At 68.0% G+C, this 20,463-nt stretch carries 14 protein-coding genes; 7 read left to right on the plus strand and 7 right to left on the minus strand.

The features are described from left to right. Positions 1–27: 27 nt before the first annotated feature. Entirely contained in the window at positions 28–1,455 is a 1,428-nt protein-coding gene (locus C8271_RS01670; protein ID WP_106505851.1) for an MFS transporter, read from the plus strand. Between the two features lie 101 nt (positions 1,456–1,556). On the opposite strand, the gene C8271_RS01675 is transcribed toward C8271_RS01670, so the two are convergent. Together C8271_RS01675 and C8271_RS13795 are read right to left on the minus strand one after the other, a co-directional pair. Then, on the minus strand, positions 1,557–2,897 hold the full coding sequence (locus tag C8271_RS01675) for an MATE family efflux transporter (protein ID WP_245920738.1): 1,341 nt from the start codon (positions 2,895–2,897) through the stop codon (positions 1,557–1,559). A gap of 114 nt (positions 2,898–3,011) precedes the next feature. After that, the gene (locus C8271_RS13795; RefSeq protein ID WP_170957762.1) at positions 3,012–3,182 is read right to left on the minus strand and encodes a hypothetical protein; all 171 of its coding nucleotides are present in this window, start codon (positions 3,180–3,182) and stop codon (positions 3,012–3,014) included. A 178-nt stretch (positions 3,183–3,360) separates the two neighbouring features. Between C8271_RS13795 and C8271_RS01680 the strand changes: the two genes are divergently transcribed. Genes C8271_RS01680 through C8271_RS01685 form a run of 3 tightly spaced genes read left to right on the plus strand, consistent with a single transcriptional unit; the run spans position 3,361 to position 8,890 of the window. After that, on the plus strand, positions 3,361–6,708 hold the full coding sequence (locus C8271_RS01680; RefSeq protein ID WP_106505852.1) for an efflux RND transporter permease subunit: 3,348 nt from the start codon (positions 3,361–3,363) through the stop codon (positions 6,706–6,708). Between the two features lie 60 nt (positions 6,709–6,768). Further along, positions 6,769–6,927: a hypothetical protein gene (locus C8271_RS13800; protein ID WP_170957763.1), complete on the plus strand. Its 159-nt coding sequence runs from the start codon at positions 6,769–6,771 to the stop codon at positions 6,925–6,927. Positions 6,928–6,958: 31 nt separating this feature from the next. Further along, a complete protein-coding gene (locus tag C8271_RS01685) occupies positions 6,959–8,890 on the plus strand; it encodes a hypothetical protein (RefSeq protein ID WP_106505853.1) in 1,932 nt (643 codons plus the stop codon). 25 nt (positions 8,891–8,915) lie between these two features. Here the strand turns inward: C8271_RS01685 and C8271_RS01690 are convergent, their stop codons facing one another. From C8271_RS01690 to C8271_RS01700, 3 genes are all read right to left on the minus strand, one after another. Then, positions 8,916–10,271 carry a pyridoxal phosphate-dependent decarboxylase family protein gene (locus C8271_RS01690; RefSeq protein ID WP_106507798.1) on the minus strand — a complete coding sequence of 452 codons (1,356 nt, stop codon included), beginning with the start codon at positions 10,269–10,271 and terminating at the stop codon, positions 8,916–8,918. Positions 10,272–10,515: 244 nt separating this feature from the next. Further along, entirely contained in the window at positions 10,516–12,327 is a 1,812-nt protein-coding gene (locus C8271_RS01695) for an AMP-dependent synthetase/ligase (protein WP_106505854.1), read from the minus strand. A 324-nt stretch (positions 12,328–12,651) separates the two neighbouring features. Then, on the minus strand, positions 12,652–13,029 hold the full coding sequence (locus C8271_RS01700) for a hypothetical protein (protein WP_106505855.1): 378 nt from the start codon (positions 13,027–13,029) through the stop codon (positions 12,652–12,654). 1,127 nt (positions 13,030–14,156) lie between these two features. On the opposite strand from C8271_RS01700, the gene C8271_RS01715 reads away from it, so the two are divergent. Both C8271_RS01715 and C8271_RS01720 read left to right on the plus strand, forming a co-directional pair. Beyond that, entirely contained in the window at positions 14,157–15,464 is a 1,308-nt protein-coding gene (locus C8271_RS01715; protein WP_106505858.1) for an ISL3 family transposase, read from the plus strand. Continuing rightward, positions 15,461–15,832, plus strand: a complete 372-nt coding sequence (locus tag C8271_RS01720) for a transposase (protein WP_106505859.1) — start codon at positions 15,461–15,463, stop codon at positions 15,830–15,832. The genes C8271_RS01715 and C8271_RS01720 overlap by 4 nt, the downstream gene beginning before the upstream one ends. A 56-nt stretch (positions 15,833–15,888) precedes the next feature. Here the strand turns inward: C8271_RS01720 and C8271_RS01725 are convergent, their stop codons facing one another. Both C8271_RS01725 and C8271_RS01730 read right to left on the minus strand, forming a co-directional pair. Next, complete coding sequence (locus C8271_RS01725; RefSeq protein WP_281260352.1) at positions 15,889–17,457, minus strand: peptide MFS transporter; 1,569 nt, start codon at positions 17,455–17,457, stop codon at positions 15,889–15,891. 76 nt (positions 17,458–17,533) lie between these two features. Then, positions 17,534–18,850, minus strand: coding sequence for a calcium:cation antiporter (locus C8271_RS01730; RefSeq protein WP_245920741.1), 1,317 nt, complete (start codon positions 18,848–18,850; stop codon positions 17,534–17,536). Positions 18,851–19,061: 211 nt separating this feature from the next. Here C8271_RS01730 and dnaB point away from each other — a divergent pair, with 211 nt between their 5' ends. Further along, the gene (dnaB, locus tag C8271_RS01735) at positions 19,062–20,438 is read left to right on the plus strand and encodes a replicative DNA helicase (protein WP_170957764.1); all 1,377 of its coding nucleotides are present in this window, start codon (positions 19,062–19,064) and stop codon (positions 20,436–20,438) included. Positions 20,439–20,463: the final 25 nt, after the last annotated feature.

Here is a 20,463-nt window from a genome sequence, read left to right on the forward strand (position 1 = left end):
CCGGGCGGTGCTTATCCTGCTGGGGTGATGTCCGAGCCCGCAGCAACCCCCGATCCCGTCCGACGCAAGCCGCTGCTGGCGGTGCTGCTGATCCCGTTGTTCATGGCCCTCGTGGCCGTGAGCGTGATCAACGTGGCGCTGCCCGCAATCGGGGAAGGCTTGGCCACAGATTCCATTGGCCTGCAGTGGGTGCTGTCTGGGTATGCGCTGGCCTTCGGCGTGCTGCTGGTGCCTGCCGGGCGCCTGGGTGATGCCACGGGCCGCCGACGGGTGTTGCTGGTGGGCGTCGCCCTGTTCACGCTTGGCTCGCTGCTCGCGGGATTCGCCCCCGACGTCGGCTTTCTCAACGTCGCCCGGATCCTGCAGGGGCTGGGGTCTGGCCTGCTGAACCCGCAGACCGTCGGCCTTATCCAGCAGCATTTCCGTGGCCAGGACCGGGCGCGGGCTTTTGCACTGTTCGGCACCACGGTGGCGGTAGCCACCGCGCTCGGCCCCGTGCTCGGTGGTCTGCTGATCCAGATGCTCGGCCCGGAGCTCGGCTGGCGGTGGATGTTCTTCATCAACGTGCCCGTGGGCCTCGTGGCGCTCATCGGGATCACCCGGTTCGTGCCCGATGACCGGCAGCAGCGCGGGAAGCGGGCCGATCTCGACCCCGTCGGCACTGCGCTGCTCACCGTGGCGATCCTGGGGGTCATGCTGCCGTTTCTCGAGCGCGGCGCCGGCGCGATGGTGTGGTTCGCGCTGCCGGTGGGTCTGCTGGTGATGGGCCTGTGGTGGGCGTGGGAGGACCGGTACAAGACCGCTGGTCACACCCCGATGGTGGACACCGCGATCTTCACCAACCGGGCGTTCCGCAACGGCATCGTGATCGTGTCCGTGTACTTCCTGGGCGCGACCAGCATCTGGATCATCGTGGCGCTGTACATGCAGATCCACCTCAAGCACACGGCATTCGAGGCGTCGGTGATCGGGGTGCCGTCCTCGGTGGCGGCAGCGTTCGCGTCGCAGATCGCAGGCAGGTATGTGCTGCGGTTCGGCCGACGGATGGTGATCGCGGGCTTCGCTGTCGCATTCGCGGGCCTTGCGCTCACGACCCTGACCGCGATGGGGGTGGAGAAAGCGGGGCTGAGTTTCTGGCTGCTCGCTGCACCGCTCACCCTGATCGGCGTCAGCCAGGGCATGACGATCTCGCCGAACCAGACCCTCACCCTGAACTCGGTGGACCCGCGCTACGGCGGGGTGGCGGGCGGCATCCTGCAGCTGGGGCAGCGTGTGGGTGCAGCGATCGGCACCGCCCTGATCCCCGGCATCGTGTTCGGCCTGACCGAGGGCGGCTACCCGTGGGGCGACGCATTCACGGTGGCCATGTCGATCATCATGGCGTTGACGGTCGCCGCGCTCGGCGTGAGCGTGATCGACCGCCGACGGGAGAGGTCCACCACGGGCTACGAATGACCCGACTAGGGCCGACGGTGTGCGGCTGCTCGGTGAGGCGCTGTTTCCCGGCCCTCCGGTGAGGCGCTGGCGCCCGGCCCTCCGGTGAGGTTGGTGCCCGGTCAGGCGTCGCCGAGTCGCATCCAGGCGTCGCCTCGCACCCGCAGCCACAGCGACACTGCCCGGCCCACGAGGAACAGCAGCGTGCAGGTGATCCACACGGCGGCAAGGCCCCACAGACCCGGTGGCTGCACAAAGCCGACGGCGATCGCGAAGGGCAGCACCGCCATCATGGTCACGAGGACGGCCCGCGCCAGGTACGGGGCGTCACCGGCGCCCATCAGCACACCGTCGAGTACGAACACGTACCCGGCCACCGGCTGGCACAGAGCCAGCACCCACAAGGCCACTTGCAGGTTCTCCTGCACGGCCGGGTCGGGGGAGAACAGGCTCGGCGCCGCATAGGCCAGCCCGAGCAGCAGCACAGAGGTGATGCAGCCGGCCGCGACGCCCCACGTGATCAGCCGCGAGGTCACCTGCCGCACGGAGATAGCGTCGGCCGCTCCGAGGTAGCTGCCGGTGAGGGCCTGCCCGGCGATCGCGAGCGCGTCGAGGGCGAGAGCGAACAGGGAGAAGACGGTCAGCGCGAGCTGATGCGCGGCGAGCTGCACCTCGCCGAGCCCCGTGGCCGCCCAGGTGCCCACGAGCGCCACGACGCGCAGCGACACGGCGCGCACGAACATCGGCACTGATTCCCGACCGGCGCTCGAGATGGCCGCGAGCTTCGGCCGCAGCCCCACGCCGTGTCGACGTGCACCGCGGGCCACCACGGTGAGCAGCGCGAACGCCATGCCCCATTCACACAGCACCGTGCCGATGGCGCTGCCGACGATGCCTAGGTTGAGGCCGAAGATCAGCAGGGCGTTCAACGGCACGTTCAGTGCTGCACCGATCCCAGCCACGATCAGCGGGATGGTGGCCTTCTGCAGGCCGCGCACGAGCCCGGTGGCCGCCTGCGTCGCGAGCATCGCGGGCAGACCGACGGCACTGATCAACAGGTAGACGCGTGCCTCGCGCAGCACATCGGGTCCGGGCCCGAACAGCCGCAGCAGCGGGTCGCCGGTTGCGAGCAGCACGAGCAGCGCGCCAGCGCCGATGCCGAGCCCCAGCCAACACGCATCGACACCGCGGGCCACCGCGTCGCGGATTCGCCCCGCTCCGAAGGCGCGTGCGACCGATGCCGTGGTCGAATACGCCAGGAACACGGAGAGGGCGACCACCGTGGTCAGCACCACGGAGGCGAGCCCCAGCCCGGCGAGCGACACCGTCCCGACACGGGCCACGAATGCCGAATCGACCAGCACGAACAGCGGCTGCGCCACGAGCGCGCCGAGGCTCGGCAGGGCGAGCTGGAGGATGCGGTGGTTCAGGGAGGGGCCGGGCTGCGGCGGTGTGGGCGTCACGCCGACACGCTTCGGCTTGGCGACGGGCTCTGCGGGCAGGAGGTAGCATCGGGCGGCAAAAACGGCATGCGACCAGGGTAGTGAGCGGACGACACGACCGACGACCCGGCCGCGTCAGGCCCTGCGTCGGAGCACACCGCGGTGACGCAGCGCGAGCGCGAGGATCAGCAGCAGGGCGGCGCTGAACAGCCGGGAGGGGGATTCCTCCCGGTTCAGCACCAGCACGGGTGACGTGGGCAGCGTGAGCCCTGCAGCGTCGACGTCAGCCGCCCGACGTCCCCACATGTGGTGTCTTCCCACATGGCGATGACGACTGTCAGGGGCCTGTGAGAGAGTTCCCGCTGGGGGATCAGGAACTGCCGACCACGTCGGGCGCCCGTCGATCGTCCGCAGCATCAGTGATGTCCCGCCCCCAACCGACGCCGCCCACGGCCGTCCACGGCCGAACCAACGGGGAGCCTTCATGCACCGCCTGTCCAGCCTGAGCCTCAGCAACCGGTCCTTCATCGCGCTCGTCTGTGTCGTTGTCTCGATCTTGGGTGCCATGTCGATGCTGACCCTGCGCCAAGAGCTGATCCCGTCGGTGACGTTGCCGCAGATCCGGGTGGTCACCACCGCCCCCGGCTCCTCCCCGCAACAAGTGCGCGACCGGATCTCCGCGCCGGTGGAGAACGCGGTGCGGGGTCTGGAGAACGTGGAGGGCACCAGCTCCACCTCGCAATCCAGCATGTCGATGGTCACCGTCGAGCTGAGTTACGGCACCGATATCGCTCGCGCCTCGAATCAGGTTGATGCGGCGTTGAATCGCATCGACTCGGAGCTGCCGGAGGACGCGGACCCAGAGGTGGTTGCCGGTGGCACGGGGGATATTCCCGCCGCCGTACTGTCGGTCTCCTCGGATCTTGAACCGTCGGTGCTCTCGGAGCGCCTGACCTCGAGCGTGGTTCCGGAGCTGGAACGGATCGACGGGGTTTCCGGCGTGATTGTCGTCGGCGCCCCGGAGCAGATCGTGCGGATCACCCCGGATGAGCAGGCGCTTGCCGAGCGGGGCCTTACCACCGATGCGATCTCCACCGCCCTGGATGCCAGCGGACTGTCGGTGCCGGGCGGCACCGTGGTGGATGGCGAGCGCAGCCTCGACGTCTCCATCGGCGTGCCGATGGAGTCCGTGGACGCGTTGAAGCAGATGGTGCTGATACCACCGGAGGGCACAGAACCGGACCCCACCGCGCCGGTGACCACCCTTGAGGACGTCGCCACCGTGGAGCAGACCGAGCAGGACGCCACCTCGATCTCCCGCACCAACGGCCGCGAGTCCCTCGTGCTGGTGGTGAACTCGACCGTCGACGGCAACGTGGTGGATGTGTCCGACGCGGTCAGCGCCACCCTCGACCGTGAACTGCCGGGCATCGGCGGTAACGCCACCAGTGACGTCGTCTTCGACCAGGCGCCCTTCATCCAGGAGTCCATTGTGGCGCTCGCCGAGGAGGGGCTGCTGGGCCTGATCTTCGCGATCGGCGTGATCCTGCTGTTCCTGCGCGCCGTGCGGCCCACCGTGGTCACCGCGATCTCTATCCCGCTGTCGCTGCTGATGGCGTTCGTGGGGATGCTCGTCTCGGGTTACACGCTGAACATGCTCACCCTGGCGGCGCTGACGATCTCCATCGGCCGTGTGGTGGATGACTCGATCGTGGTGATCGAGAACATCATGCGCCACCTCAGCTACGGGAAGCCGCGCCTGCGCGCAATCACCGATGCGGTGCGTGAGGTGGCCGGCGCGATCACCGCCTCCACCCTCGCCACCGTGATCGTGTTCCTCCCGGTCGCGGTGGTGTCCGGTATGGCCGGTGAGCTGTTCCGTCCGTTCTCCCTCACCGTGGCGATCGCGATGCTGAGCTCGCTGATCGTGGCGCTGACGATCGTGCCGGTGCTCGCCTACTGGTTCCTGCGCCCGCCGAAGGCCGTACGTGACCTGGACCCCGACGATGAGAAGGCTGTGGCCGCGGTGGCAGATGCCGCCGAAGCGAAGGAGAAGCGCTCCCTGCTCGCCCGCGCCTACATGCCGGCCCTCGGCTGGGTGCTGCGCCACCGCATCATCACGGTGCTGCTCGCCGTGGGGGTGTTCGCCGGCACGATCGCCCTGGTGCCGCTCATGAAGGTGAACTTCCTGGGCGACAGCGGCCAGAATATTGCGGCCTTCACCCAGACCCTGCCGGCCGGCACGAGCCTGGAGGACTCCTCCGCGAAGGCCACCGAGGGAGAGGACGCGCTGCAGGACATCGACGGTGTGCAGACCGTCCAGACCACGATCGGCGGCTCCCAGTTCGGCTTCGGCGGCGCCGAGAACGAGATCACCTACCAGATCACCACCGATCCCGACGCCGACCAAGGAGCGCTCGCCGACCAGATGCTGGCGGCGCTGCAGGACCTGCCCGAGGCCGGTGAGATCGAGGACTCCATGGGCGGTGGCGGCATGACCGGAGGGAACTCCGTGGACGTGCTGGTCACCGGGCCGACGCCGGAGGACCGCCAGCAGGCCGTGGACGACATCATGGCCGAGCTGGACCCGACGCCGTCTTCTATCAAGGACGTCACCACGGACCTTGAGGGCGAGCAGCCCACGGCCCGGATCACCGTGGACCGTGAGGCGGCCGCGCAGCGCGGGCTCACCGAAGAGGCCGTGGTGGGCCTCGTCGCGCAGCAGATATTCCCCGGGGCCATCGGCACCATCACGATCGGTGACGCGGAACTGGACATCTACGTCACCCAGGGGGAGCGCCCCGAGACCTTCGCGCAGCTGCGTGACCTGCAGATCGCCGGATTCCCGCTCACCGATGTGGCGAGCATCGACGAGGTGCTCGAACGTCCGACGATCGCCACGCAGGACGCCCAGGAGACTGCGACGGTGACCATCACCCCGTCGGGTGATGACGTGCGCGCCGCGCGGTCCGATGTGGAGTCCGCTATCGACTCGGTGACTCTGCCTGAGGGCGTGCAGACCTCCATCGGTGGCACCGCTGCGGACATCGACGACACCTTCGGCCAGCTCTACATCGCGCTCGCCGCGGCGGTGATGCTCACCTATGTGCTGCTGGTGTGGATCTTCAAGTCGCTCGTGCAGCCGCTCGTGCTGCTGGTGTCGATTCCGTTCGCGGCCACCGGTTCTTTCGGTCTGCTGATCCTCACCGGGGTGCCGCTCGGCCTGCCGTCGATGATCGGCCTGCTGATGCTGATCGGCATTGTGGTGACCAACGCGATCGTGCTGATCGACCTGGTGAACCAGTACCGGCGCAACGGGCTTGGCCTGGATGAGGCGCTGATGGTCGGTGCGCAGAAGCGCCTGCGGCCGATCCTCATGACGTCGGCCGCGACGATCTTCGCGCTGGTGCCGATGGCGCTGGGTGTCACCGGCAACAGCGGCTTCATCTCACAGCCGTTGGCTGTGGTGGTGATCGGTGGCCTGGTCTCCTCCACGCTGCTGACGCTTGTGATCGTGCCTGTGCTGTACCGCATCACCGAAGGGCCGGGGGAGAAGCGTCGCCTGCGTGAGGAAGAGCGTGCAGCGCGGCGCCGACGCGAACGCGAGGCCCGCCAGCAGGCGGAGACTCGACGTGACGCCGCAGCCCAGCGCACACAGTGCGAGACGTGCGGCGCGGAACCGTCGGCGGTCGCGGCGGCCGACGCTGCTCAGCAGGCAAGCGGCACGCGCAACTCTCGGAGGGGCACGCAGAAGGCACCTGGCGCTCGCCGCACCCTGAAGGAGCGCGGCGGTCTCATCGCCCTGCTGCGATCGCGCGGCCGACGGGACTGACGCCACGGGCCGGGCGAATCGGCGCGACAGGCCCCTGACCTGCCCGTCTACCATGACCGTATGGCCGAGGACGCTCCGTTCGCGCCGGAGAGCAAGCCCCGTGGGTTCTCCCCGGCGGTGCTCGAGCACGGTCATCGTTGGGCTCCTCAGAAGAACGGGGACACCGGGAGCGGTGGCTGGCAGGATCTACAGAACACGGCGGTGATGAAGCTGCTGTGAGGGGGCAGCCTCCGCTTGGTAGTTTCGGCCTGTGACGGCTTCTGAGGCATGGGCTCTTCCCGAGGGCGACGGCCTCCATGGCGCGGCTCAGGGTCCGCGCCTGGATCAGCTGCGTCTCGCACTGCGGCCACCGGAGCTTCCACTGCCCACACCCCGCACCGCCGCCCAGGCCGCCACGCGGATCCACGACCTGATCAGCGCTGAGCGTCTCGCGGAAGCACAACGACAGCTGGACCGTGCCGCATCCCTGCCCACCACGGACCGTGACCGCGTGCGGCTCGCCCGCGCCGGACTGCGCTGCGCCCGCCGCAGGGGTGGCCGCGAGGAGCTGCAGGAGTCACTCGCAGCCCTGGTGAGCGCCCTCAAAGCAGCGGGATACCGGCAGCAGGCTGCCGCGAGCGCACACGTGCTGGGTGCGCTGCTGCTCGGCCCGTCGGCGCCATCTCCCGGCGGGCACCGACGGGAATCGTCCGCGATCTGCCCAGACTGCGAGGCTGTGGTCGCCGGCCTCGCAGTCGACCTGCCGCAGCCGGGCGCTGACCTGGCCGCGGACATACAGGTGCTCACGCAAGCACGTGAGGCCGCGCCCCGCGTCCGCGACGACCTCATCGAGGATCCGACAGCGCAGCTGCTTGTGCGGCGCGCCCAGCTGCTCGAGATCGCCGGCGCACCGCAGGCCGCCGTCACCGACGCCCTCGATGCGCTCGAGCTGGTGGAGGAAGCCCGGGCGGAACAGGGACTGGCGCCAGCGGATCAAGGAGCCACGGCTAACGGGCAGGTGAGGGCCGACGAACGCATGGACGATGAGGTGACCACGGCAGACGGAGAGCGCCTCGCGGTCAGCGCCCAGTGCGTGCTCGCCCGCACCCTGGTGGCCACCCATCCTGCGCTCGCGGCCCATCACGCCGTCGATGCTCTGCTCGGTCTGCGCCAGGTGGATGATCCGACGCTCCGCGTCGGCCTCATCACTGACCTGCTGCGGGCCCTCATGGCCGCGGGGCTCACCGAGCAGGCTACTTTCACGGCCGGTCGGCTGCTGTCCCTGCAGCGCAGAGTGCCGCGGGAAGCCCAACGGACCGCACCGTTGCTGGTCGTGGCCGCACAGCGCCGCGCCGTCGGCCGCTTCGACGCGGCCATGGTGCCGCTTGAACAGGCGCGACGAATCGCCCGATCGCACCGTGACCGGGAAGGCACGATGGAGGCGGCGCGGCTTGCAGCAGCGATCCACGAGGCCACCGGACACCGCGACGAGGCCATCACCGAGCTGCGTCAGGTGGCTGGTGATGCGCGCTGGCTCGCCGACGATCTCGCGACTCCTCCCGCTCGCCGCGCCGAGCTGGTGCGCGATGAGCTGAACGCTCAGGCGCTGCTCATGCGGTATGCGCTCGACCGAGCCGACCGTCCCTGTGCCGACGCCGCAGCCGCCGCGATCCTGCGGCGTACCCGTGACGACGGCGGGCGGCCGGTCGCGCCCGCGCAGGTGCTGTGGGATCACCGGGTCGATGCCCTCATCGGGCAGATGCTGGCGCTCACCCTCCGCCCGGAGCCAGCCGTCGGCCCCGATGCGCAGACCCGTTCGGATGCCGGCGCGGGTATCGATGGTGACGCATCTTCCAGCGCTGCTCACCCCTGCGCTGATGCCGACGTCACCGGTGACGCTGACAGCGACACTGCGGATGCGGCCGCGGGCATAGCCTGGCAGGAGTACACACAGCGACGCCGGGCCGTGCGCGAGGCGATCGCGCAGGTGCCCGACGGGCATGAGGACCGTGCCCGCTACTGGAGCGCGTACCTGGAGGACCACCACGCCCACCTGCTCGCAGAGCACGGCCAATACCGGCGTGCCCAGCGCGCTGCCGAACGAGCACGCCGCGCCCTCGACGAGCTCGACGGTGATCACACCGCCGAGCGCGCACGGCTGGACGCTTTGCTCGAGCGCCTCCGTGACGAGCAGGCCACCTGACGCACCAGACAACTGGTCCGGAGGCTCAGGAACCGTCGGCCGCCTGCATCGTCTCCTGCAGCACCGAGATCACCAGCTCCGGATCCGTATCCGGGTTCAGGAAAGCAAGGCGCAGCGCCGGGGCGCCATGCAGTGACGTGGGGACGCACAGGATCGTGCCGTCCTTCGCCAGACGCTGCGACCAGCGGGAGTAAGCGGCACCATCCCAGCCGGGTCTGCGGAACACCACCACGCTCAGCTCCGGCTCCAACAGCAGCTCGAGATGCTCGGCCGCATCGATCGCGCGGGCCACCTGCCGGGCGATCTCCAGGCAGCGCTCCACGGCATCGCGATAGCGGTCGGTGCCGTGCGTGGCCAAGGAGTACCACAGCGGTAGGCCGCGGGTGCGGCGCGAGAGATGCGAGGCCAGGTCCGACGGGTTCGACTCGCCGCGGTCGATCTGATCGAGATAGGCGGCATGCTGCGCGTGCGCCGCCATCGCAGGTCGCGGATCCCGGTACAGCAGGGCGCAGCAGTCATACGGCGCGAACAGCCACTTGTGCGGATCCACGATGAAGGAGTCTGCCTGCTCGATGCCGTCGAAGCGGTGCCGGGCCGACGGTGCAAGCAGCGCGGCACCACCATAGGCTCCGTCCACATGCACCCAGGCGTTGAACTCGTGAGCGGCCTCCACCACAGAGGCGATGTCGTCGACGATCCCCGCGTTGGTGGTGCCGCCGGAGGCCACCACGGCGCAGATCCGGCGATCAGCCTCCAGAGCTGGGCGCAGCGCCTCCCCGGTGAGATGCCCGTGCTCGTCGATCGGGATCGTCACCACGTCCATGTCCAGCATCCGCGCGGCGGAGGCCACCGAGGAGTGAGCAGTGGACGCGCAGGCCAGCGCCCATCCGCCCGTCGGCCGGCCGCCCTGTTCATGCCGGGCCCGCTCCCTCGCCGTGGCGAGCGCCGACAGGTTCCCGCTGGTTCCGCCCGCGACGAACACACCGGCAGCGTCGGCGGGCCAGCCCAGCAGATCAGCGAGCCAGCGCAGCACCTGGTTCTCCGCGAAGATTGCGCCAGCGCCGGTCTCCCACAGGCCGCCGAACACGTTCGCGGCACTGACCGCCGTGTCGAAGGCGACCGCCGCGCGAGTGGGGGCGCTGGGAATGTACGCAAGGTTCATCGGGTCATCGGCGGCGCGTGTGGCCGGCAGCAGTACCTGCTCGTACAGCTCCATAGCGCGCGCGGAGCCGATACCGCCCGGCGTGATCGTCTGCCCGACGTCACGGGCGAGGGCTTCCGCGCTGCGGGCGGTGGCCTTCGGGTCGGAGGCGATCGTGGTGTGCGCGGCGGCCCACTGTAGGGCGGCACTGACCGCGTCGGTCTCATCGCCCCAGATCATTGACGGGCTGCGGTGGCGCTGCAGGGCATCGGAGGCTTCGGTGAATGCCTCGCGCTCCTGCTGGGTGCGCTGCTGCTCATGCTCCGGCGCCGGGGTTCCGGAGCTCTGTGCGGGATCGTGCTCGGTGGTCTGATCGGACTGCTGAGGATGCTGCGTGCTCACCCCAGCATGGTGCCACGGCGCGCAGCTCGTCCCGCACCCAAAGCGGCCGACGGCCCCGCCGGGCAGTCACCGCGTGCGCGGTCTACTTCTTGCGTAGCTCGTCGATCCGCTTCCCGAGTGCGGTGCGTCGCAGCTTCTGGGTGGGCGTCATCAGGCCCGAGGACTGCGCCAGATCAGTCAGCATCACACGGAAGGAACGCACCTGCTCAGCGCTCGGCACGAGCGCATTGGCCGCCTCCACTGCCTCCGCGATCGAGGCACGCACGTCCTCCGACGTGACCTCCTGCAGCACGTCGCTGGGGCGTGGCACCTGCCAGTTCGGCGTCACCGCCTTCGCCCACTCCTCCACGCGCTCCGCATCGATGAGGATCACGGCCTCGGGGTGCGGCAGCCCATCGCCGAGCACCACGGCATGCCCCACCACCGGATGGCGCTCCACCACGCCTTCCCAGGCGGCCGGGTTGATCGTCTTCCCGCCGGAGGTGATGACGACGTCCTTGGAGCGGCCGGTGAGGACGATGCGGCCCTCGGCGTCGAGCTCGGCGAGATCGCCCGTGCGGAACCAGCCATCGGTGAACGCCTGCTCGTTCTCCTCGGGATCGGTGTAGCCGGCAAAGATACCGGGGCCGCGGGCCAGCAGCTCGCCCTCCTCATCGACGGCGACGCTCATGCCCGGCATGGGCAGGCCGACGGTTCCGGGCCGCAGGTCATCCAGGCGGTTGCCGCTCAACGGTGCGGTCGACTCGGTCAGCCCGTACCCCTCGACGAGCGGGATGCCGATGCCCAGGAAGAAGCGGGCGGTGTCCGGGTCGAGTCGGGCCGCACCACACATGAGGTACTCGAGGTTGCCACCGAGCACCGCCCGCAACCTGCGGTAGAACAGCAGCTCGTACACGGCGTGCATGACGCGCAGCCCCACAGTGCGCGGCCTGCCGCGTGTCCCCCAGGCGATCGCGACCTCGGCGGCTTGCCGCCACGGGCCGCCCAAACGCTTCTCTTCGGCGGCATCGCCACCGCTCTGGCGGATCTTCTCCAGCACCATCGGTACCACCATGAGGAAGGTGGGCTTCAGCTCGGTGAGCGCACCCACTGCATCCTTCGGGCGAGCGATGTGAGCAAAGCGCATGCCGCGGGCCAGACACATCCACTGCAGCGCGCGCGCCAGCACATGCCCGAGCGGCAGGAACAGCACGGTCGAACCGTTCTCGTGCAGCGCATCGCTGTAAGCCTCGCCCACGTTGAGGATCTGGTGCACCAGGTTCCGGTGGATGATGCGGGCGCCCTTGGGGCGGCCCGTCGTCCCGGAGGTGTAGACGATCGTGGCGAGGTCATCGAGATCCGCGGCCGAGCGGTGCTGTTCGAGGAGCGCGTCATCCACGTCGGCCCCGGCGGCGGCGAGTGCCGTGAGATCGCTGCCCTCATGTGTATCCATGCTCCACACCGCGGGGGCATCATCGCCGCGGTGCTCGGCAAGGAGCTCGCGCACGGTGGCTGCCAGCTCCACGGTGCCGACGACCGCTGCCCGCACGTCGGCGTCCGCGATGATTGCCCGCATCTGCGATGCAGGTGCTGAGTCGAACATCGGCACCACGACGGCACCGGCGTACAGGCTGGCGATATCGGCGAGCGTCCACTCGACCCGGGTGGGGCCCACGATCGCGATCCGGTCACCTGGCCGGATCCCGGCGGCGATCAGGCCCTTCGCAAGGGCGGTGGCCTGCGCGTGGAGCTCGCGGGCGGTCAGGGTGCGCCAGGCTCCATCCTCGATGACCTGCACGGCGGGATGGTTCGGCTTCGATACCACGCGCTGCTCGAACAGATCGGTGAGGTTGCGGTGGCGGCTGGCCGGGATGAGTTCGGGGATGGCGCTGATGGCGTCGGGGGAGGGCGGCATAGGACCAGGGTATGCGCTCGGGCGCCTGGCCAGCGGGGGTATCACCGAAGTCGCCGGTGCGTGGGGCGTACAACTGGGAAGACGGCAACGGCATCCAACACGACTGGGCCGGCCGAACACACTCCTGACCCCGCCACGACACACCCCGGCCATACACACATTTGGGCCAATAACCTGGATCGAACGGCGCAGGTAGACCCCCTCTGTCGATGGCAAGGGCGGAGCGCCTGCGACAGCCCTTCAACATCCAGAGAGTCGGGAGGGTCAGGCTGGCTCTCAACCAGCCCGACCCTCCCGACGTTTCCTATCTGCTGCAGATGGCAATCACTTAAACGGGTTGCAATACGCAACAGGAGGCCAATCTGGCATTTTGATGTCCATCGTTCCATCAGAGTTGGTACAAATCGCCGTCCCGGCCGCCACGAGAGTAAGAACCTGCCCAATCAGAGGGATAGCGGAGATTCCGATCCGCTTCGCAATGGCCTTGCCGGCGCTAAGCCCAGCCCCTCCACCAAGACCTGCCCACTTTTGCACCTGAGCGGTCGCGTAACTATCGAAATGATAGTTCTTGACGAATCCTCCGGTGACAACGATGTGCCCGTTCCACCACTTGGTCTCCATGGTCGTGGCGCCGTTGCTGGGTCCCGGGGGAGGCCCCTGCTCTTTCGCTGTTTCATAGGTCTTCTCGTAGGACAGCGACATGGGGTCAACCCCATCCTTTGCGCCCTTCGCGGCGCCTTCAGCGTTAAGCTCATCGACCGTCTCTGCAACGTATAACCGCAGTTCAGTGCTAACCTCTCCCCCCCTTCCAGCGCGTCGGGTCGTACGCTACTTTCTCAGCCCTCACGGAGACTGTCCCACGCACGTACTCTTCCAGCTCCTTGACGGACTGCTCCGCGCCAGAGCTGCCTGCCGACGCTACCGAGGCCGTCATGCTGCGGCTGGTGCTCTCGTCAGCTTGCGCAGCACCGACACCGGCCCACGTCGCAGCAAGCAGCGTGATAGGAACCAATGTGAACGTCATCTTTTTCTTCATTTCAACCACCCTGGATCACGAGAGATGAACCGTGGGTGTGATACCCTGCACCGAGTCGAAGGAGATGTAAAGCGACACCTTTTGGGGCTCTTTCTATAATGATCTGCATAATGGCCGCCTCGCAAGCTGCCTCTGCACGCATGGAGTCGGGGAGGGCGAAGGAGTTCATTTCCATGTACCTCCCCGCCTTGGTCGCCGCCATACTTAGCGCAATCCTGGGATTTTGGTGGGGTGTCCTACTTTCAGTCGCTGCCCTGGTTCTCGTAGCACTCGTACCGCGGCGCAACACCCCCTCTTCCTGATACCGCGTGCGCGCGTCATGGTCTGGCGCCACCGCCCTGCATCGCTTCCGGCGTTCCGACGAAAGAGGAACAACGCGCGCTGGAAGCAGGGGCCGAGGGGTGGCATGGTCGCGGCCGTCAAGGAGGGACGACGCGCGGCTGGGACGGGCCACGGCCATCGGCGCGCAGCGCCGATCTGAAGCGTCCTGGGTTTTGTCCGAGTCTCAGCTAGGAGAATCGGAGCATGCCCAAGAAGTTCAGTGGCTCTTCGCGAACGAGGGTGTAGTCGGGTGAGCGCGTGGGTGGCCGGGTAGGGGTCGAGGTCTCCCGGATGATGGAAGTTCTTCACGCTCGCCATCCCGAAAGACCTCGACGTGCTCCACTCTACTTTCGCGACCNTGGCTCTTCGCGAACGAGGGTGTAGTCGGGTGAGCGCGTGGGTGGCCGGGTAGGGGTCGAGGTCTCCCGGATGATGGAAGTTCTTCACGCTCGCCATCCCGAAAGACCTCGACGTGCTCCACTCTACTTTCGCGACCCCTGACCTGACGACGTTCTGCCGCCTGGATGAACTCGGACTCGAAGCGGTCGGCCAGCTGATCGAGCGGGACCGGGCGATGATCGAGTGTCGGCCGGTCGAGGTGGACCCCTGGTGTCGGAAGTGCGGGGCGGAGGGCGTGTCGCGGGACACGGTGACGCGTCGACTCGCGCATGAGCCGTTCGGGCATAGGCCGACAACGCTTCTGGTCCGGGTCCGCCGCTACCGGTGCGCGCATTGCCGACGGACGTGGCGGCAGGACATGACTCGCGCCGCCGCGCCGCGAGCGAAGATCTCCCGCCTTGGCGTGGAGTGGGCGCTGCGGGGCATCGTCAGCGACCACCTCTCCGTGACCCGTGTCGCCGCGGGTCTCGGGGTTTCCTGGAGCGCCGCGAACACTGCGGTGCTCGCGGAGGGCAAGCGTCGACTCATCGACGATCCTGGTCGGTTCGACGGGGTCACCACGATCGGCGTCGACGAGCACGTCTGGCGGCACACCCGCCTCGGTGACACGTACGTCACCGTGATCATCGACCTCACCCCGGCCCGCGACAAGACCGGCCCCGCGCGGCTGCTGGACATGGTCGAGGGTCGTTCGAAGGCGGTGTTCAAGCAATGGCTCGCGGCGCGCCCGCCCGAGTGGAGCAAGCGGATCGAAGTCGTCGCGATGGACGGGTTCGCAGGCTTCAAGACGGCCGCCGCCGAAGAACTCCCCGACGCCGTCCCGGTCATGGACCCCTTCCACGTTGTCCGCCTCGCCGGCGACACGTTGGACCAATGCCGACGCCGAGTGCAGCAGGACACGGTCGGGCATCGCGGCCGCGCCGGTGACCCGCTCTACAAAGCGCGCCGCACCCTGCACACCGGCGCGGACCTGCTCACCGAGAAACAGACCGCCCGCCTGGAGGCTGTGTTCGCGATCGAAGAGCACGTCGAAGTCGAAGCGACCTGGGGTATCTACCAGCGCATCGTCGCCGCCTACCGGGAACCCGACAAGAAGAAGGCCAAACAGATGATGCACGCCGCGATCGATGCGATCACCACCGGCGTCCCCGCCGCGCTCGTAGAGATCCGCCGGCTCGGCCGCACCATGGGCCAGCGTGCCACCGACATCCTCGCGTTCTTCGATCGCCCCGGCACATCGAACGGGCCAACAGAGGCGATCAACGGCCGACTCGAACACCTCCGCGGCTCCGCGCTCGGCTTCAGGAACCTCACGAACTACGTCGCGCGCAGCCTGCTCGAAGCCGGAGGCTTCAGACCCCACCTACACCCTCGTTCGTGAAGAGCCAGTTCAGTCCTCAGCTGCGTGAGCGTGCGGTGCGTATGGTCTACGACCGTCAGGCCCGCGAGGGCGGTCCGCGCGCAGCATCGATTCGTGCGGTCGCCCCGCAGCTCGGTGTCGGCACCGAGACGCTGCGGATCTGGTGCAACCGTTACGGCCCCACCGAACCAGCCGGCCCGGGGGAGCCGCTCGAGGAGGAGAACCGTCGCCTCAAGCGTGAGCTTGCCGAAGCCCGGCGCGCCTACTCAGGGCGATTGATCCGGCAATGGGCGACTGGTACGCCGGCATCAGTCGGATCCCCGAGGTCTACCGATAGAGACCGTGAGACTGGCGTGGAGGCGCTATCGCCGGAGTTCAGGAGGATCTGAGCGCTCACGGCTCCAGTCCTGCCTCACCACTCACAAGGCGGTAGCTGGGACCAGCCTCAGCGCACCCCGCGCATGCCCTTCGAGATGGGCTTCGCAATCAGCAGCATCAGCACGCCGATGCCGATCGTGACAGCGCCCAGGGTGCCGAAGTAGGCGGTCTCGGACTCCTCGGAGTAGAAGCCCGACAGCGTGCCAGACAGCGCGGTGCCCAGGGCAAGTGACAGGTTGAACAACGCCATCATCAGCACCGGGAATCGCTCCGGTGCGAGCCGGGTGGCCAGCGAAAGGCCGACGGGCGAGAGCGACAGCTCACCCCAGGTGGCCACCAGCATGATCAGCGCCACCCACAGCACCGGCACGGACGCGACCCCCGCCATCGGCAGGAACAGCAGGAAGGCCGAGCCCATCAAGATGATGCCGATGCCGAACTTGACCGGCGTGATCGGATTGCGTGACCCGAGCTTGGTCCACATCCAGGCGAACACAGGCGCGAACACGATGATGAAGAACGGGTTGAAAGACTGTGCCCAGCTCACCGGCATCTCCCACTGCACCAAGCCGAAGATGTTGATCACGCGGTCCAGACGCTGATCGGAGTAGACGGCGAGCACCGTGAACTGCTGCTGGAACAGTGCCATGAACGCGGCGGTGCCCAGGAACAGCGGGATGAAGGAGACCACGCGGGAGCGCTCGTCGCTGTCCACCTGCTTGTTGGTCAGCAGGAACACGAAGATCACCACGGCGGAGGCGATCGCGAGCAGCGCCACCACGTCGGCGAGATTGCCGGAGCTCACCACGCCGGTGACCACCAGCAGCGCGAACACGGCGATGGCCACGAGCAGTGCCAGTCCCCAGCGCAGCAGGGTGGAACGATCCACGGGGTTGGGCACACCGTGGGCGTGCTCAGGCAGGTTCTTGCGGGTGAGCATGTACTGCACGAGGCCGACGGCCATGCCGATCGCGGCCAGGCCGAAGCCGAAGTGGAAGCCCAGCTCCTTCTGCGCGACGCCGGTGAGAAGGGGGCCGAGCAGGCCGCCGATGTTCACACCCATGTAGAAGATGGAGAAACCCGCATCGCGACGCGGATCGTTGCGGTCGTACAGCGTGCCCACCAGGGTCGAGACCGTGGATTTCAAGCCACCGGAGCCGATCGCCACCAGGACCAGGCCCACGGCCAGGCCGGGCACGCCCGGTACGAGGGCTAGGGCAATGTGGCCCAGCATGATCAGCACGCCGGAGTAGAACGTGGTCTTCTCTGCGCCCAGAATGCGGTCGGAGACGATCGCGCCCAGGATCGAGAACAGGTACACCGAACCGCCGTAGCCGCCCACGATGCCGGTGGCGACGGTCCGGTCGATCCCCAGACCACCGTTGGTCATGGCGTAGTACATGTAGATCGCGAGGATGCCCTGCATCCCGTAGAAGCTGAAGCGCTCCCATGTCTCGACGAAGAACAGGTTCGCCAGTGGCGCCGGGTGGCCGAAGAACGTGCGGCCGGTGGGGTTGTGCTCGTCGGTCGGTTGCGTAGCGGACTGCGACGGGCTGGCGTCGTGGGAGGACGTGGCGGCGTCGGGCGACGGGGTGTTGTCGCTCGAGGCAGCGGGGGCGGGGTCGGCGCGGTTCACGCCGCCCCACTGTCCTCTTCTTCTCATGACGATGCAAAGGCTGTGCATGAATATGTGAGGGAGCTGTCGCTCTGACTCACGCGAACAGCGTCAGCGCATATGTAGCGAACAGTCCCAGATGCACCGCCCCGTGGACGGCGGTGGCGCGTGGCCCCAGGAAGGTCAGCGCCGAGACGGCGAGTGTCACCGCGAGCAGACTGAGGTTTACGGCGGACTCAGCGAACACAACATGCTGACCGGTCAGAGCAGAGATCAGCAGAACCACGGGAATGGTGGTGCCGGTGGTTCCCACCATGGCGCCGTGGCACAGGTTCACCACCCGTTGCGTCTCCCCGTCGAGGGCGGCGCGCAGCGAGGTCAGCGTCTCCGGTGTGAACACGATCATCGCCACGAGCACACCGGCGAGCGCCACGGGGGCACCTGAGCGTTCGAGCACGTCGTCGACAAGTGCCGCCATGGCATGCCCCATGAGGACGATCGGCAGCACGGTCGCGATCAGCACAGCGGTGCGCAGCAAGATCTCGGTGCGGTGTTCTGACCAGGGTTGCGGTAGTGCGTGGTCCGAGCTGGCCGTGGTCTCGGTGTCGCGGGCTCCTGCCCTGGTGCCAGCAGCCTCTGCCTCGGCGCTGCCGCCGCGTGCCTGTGCGCTGCGCATTCCCGCGCAGGCATGCCCGTCGGCCGATCCGACGGCGACTTCCTGGAAGTCGCTGGCCCGCGGCCCGAGCTGCTGCGACAGGAAGAACGCATACAGCCCCAGCGTCAGCACCACCACCACGATCTCCTGGGGTGGGGTATAGGCGCCGCCACTGCCCACCAGCCCCGGCAGGCCGAAAGCGAGTAGGCAGAACGTTGTTGCGAGCACCAGGTAGGTGGTCACGCCGGTGCGATTGGCGGCCAGCGCGCCGTACCGCAGCCCGCCCAGCAGCAGGCTGAGCCCCACCACCAGGTTCAGGATGATCATGGTGACCGCCATGATCGAGTCGCGTGCGATTGTCGTGTGATCCCCAGGGTCGAGCATCATGGCGGCGATCAGCGCCACTTCGATCGCACCGATGGAGATGGTGAGCACGAGCGTGCCGTACGGGTCGCCGAGTCGGGCGGCGAGCTGCTCGGCTTGGTGCACCACGCCGAAGGCGCACACCAGAATGATGCCGACGATCCCGGCCAATAGCGCAAGCACGAGCCCGATCGGCAGCGAGGACGTGTCGCGTGGCAGGAGCAGGGATAGCGCGAGTACCGCGCCCGAGCCGAGCGTGAGCCGGCCCAGCGCATCACGCGTGAGCACGGAGCGCACGCCGCCCGGAGCGGGGGCGGGGCTGGAAGCCGACGATCCGGCGGACGATGCTGACGCCGACGATGGAGCAGAGGGCGGGCCAGGCGTGGGGGACGGCACGGCAGTCTCCTGGAGCGGGGCCGTCCCCGGATGTGATGGCGCGTGCCGGGTCGTCCCGGAGCGGTGCCCGCGCTGCGGCACCAGACCAGGGTACCGGGCGCATTCGCTGGCCCCGATGAGCCTTCCCTGTCCCAGGGCGGGACCTCAGAGGCGCGGCGTTGGCTCCCTGGGCTCCGGCGCGTTTGTCGGCCCCTCTTCTTACACTGACCTGGTGACCACGAGCGACGCCTTTGAAGCCGGATCTGACCGCACACTGGAACGCACCCCGCCGCAGGACCTCAACGCGGAACGCGGCGTGCTGGGCGGCATGATGCTGTCCAAGGACGCCATCGCGGATGTGGTGGAGAAGGTGCGCGGCATCGACTTCTACCGTCCCGCCCACGAGCTCATCTATGAGGCGATCATCGACCTGTATGGCCGCGGTGAACCGGCCGACCTGGTGACGGTCTCCGATGAGCTCACCAAGCGCGGTGAGCTGCAGCGGGTGGGTGGCGGCGCCTATCTGGCGGACCTCATCGACATGGTCCCCACCGCCGCGAACGCCGGGTACTACGCAGACATCGTGGTCGAGCGCGCCACCCTGCGGCGCCTGGTGGAGGCCGGTACGCGTATCGTCCAGCTCGGCTATGCCGCCGACGGAGGTGAGATCGAGGAGGTCATCAACGAGGCACAGGCGCAGGTGTACGCCGTCACCGAGCGTGGGCAGGCTGAGGACTTCGTGCCGCTGGGCGAGGTGATCGAAGGCACGATCAACCAGATCGAGGCCACCCAGAATCGTGGCGGCCAGGTCACGGGAATCCCCACGGGCTTCGCGGAGTTCGACGAGCTCACCCAGGGTCTGCATCCAGGCCAGATGGTGATCTTCGCGGGCCGCCCCGCGATGGGCAAGACAACGCTCGGCATGGATGTGCTGCGCTCCGCGTCGGTGCACAACGGCCAGACCTCGGTCATCTTCTCTTTAGAGATGGACAAGCACGAGATCACGATGCGTCTGCTCGCAGCGGAAGCGAAGGTGCCGATGAACCGGATGCGTGACGGTTCCATGGATGACCGTGACTGGCAGGCGATGGCGCGGGCCATGTCCCGGATCGCCGATGCGCCGCTGTTCATGGATGACTCGGCGAATATGTCCCTGATGGAGATCCGCGCGAAGTGTCGGCGCCTGAAGCAGAAGCACGACCTAAAGCTCGTGGTGATCGACTACCTGCAGCTGATGAGCTCGGGCAAACGCGTCGAGTCCCGTCAGCAGGAGGTGTCCGAGTTCTCGCGTGCCCTGAAGCTGCTGGCCAAGGAGCTGGAGGTGCCGGTGATCGCCATTTCGCAGCTGAACCGTGGCAACGAGCAGCGCCAGGACAAGAAGCCGATGATGAGTGACCTGCGCGAGTCCGGCTCGATCGAGCAGGATGCTGACCTCATCGTGCTGATCCATCGCGAGGACTACTACGAGAAGGAGTCCGCCCGCGCGGGCGAGGCGGACCTGATCGTGGCCAAGCACCGCAACGGCGCCACCAAGACGATCCCCGTCGCGTTCGAAGGCCACTACTCGCGTTTCCAAGACATGGCGGGGACCGGTGGGTTCAGCGGGTGAGGCCCCGAGCTCACCTGCCACCCGG

Source organism: Brachybacterium timonense, from assembly GCF_900258505.1.
In the GTDB taxonomy this organism is placed as follows: Bacteria; Actinomycetota; Actinomycetes; order Actinomycetales; family Dermabacteraceae; genus Brachybacterium; species Brachybacterium timonense.

Bases quoted from the DNA above. Each gene is read 5' to 3' on its own strand.
- C8271_RS01670 (WP_106505851.1), top strand. From the start codon at position 28: ATGTCCGAGCCCGCAGCAACCCCCGATCCCGTCCGACGCAAGCCGCTG.
- C8271_RS01695 (WP_106505854.1), bottom strand. From the start codon at position 12,327: ATGCCGCCCTCCCCCGACGCCATCAGCGCCATCCCCGAACTCATCCCG.
- C8271_RS01700 (WP_106505855.1), bottom strand. From the start codon at position 13,029: ATGTCGCTGTCCTACGAGAAGACCTATGAAACAGCGAAAGAGCAGGGG.
- C8271_RS13800 (WP_170957763.1), top strand. From the start codon at position 6,769: ATGGCCGAGGACGCTCCGTTCGCGCCGGAGAGCAAGCCCCGTGGGTTC.
- C8271_RS13795 (WP_170957762.1), bottom strand. From the start codon at position 3,182: ATGTGGGGACGTCGGGCGGCTGACGTCGACGCTGCAGGGCTCACGCTG.
- C8271_RS01690 (WP_106507798.1), bottom strand. From the start codon at position 10,271: ATGATCTGGGGCGATGAGACCGACGCGGTCAGTGCCGCCCTACAGTGG.
- C8271_RS01680 (WP_106505852.1), top strand. From the start codon at position 3,361: ATGCACCGCCTGTCCAGCCTGAGCCTCAGCAACCGGTCCTTCATCGCG.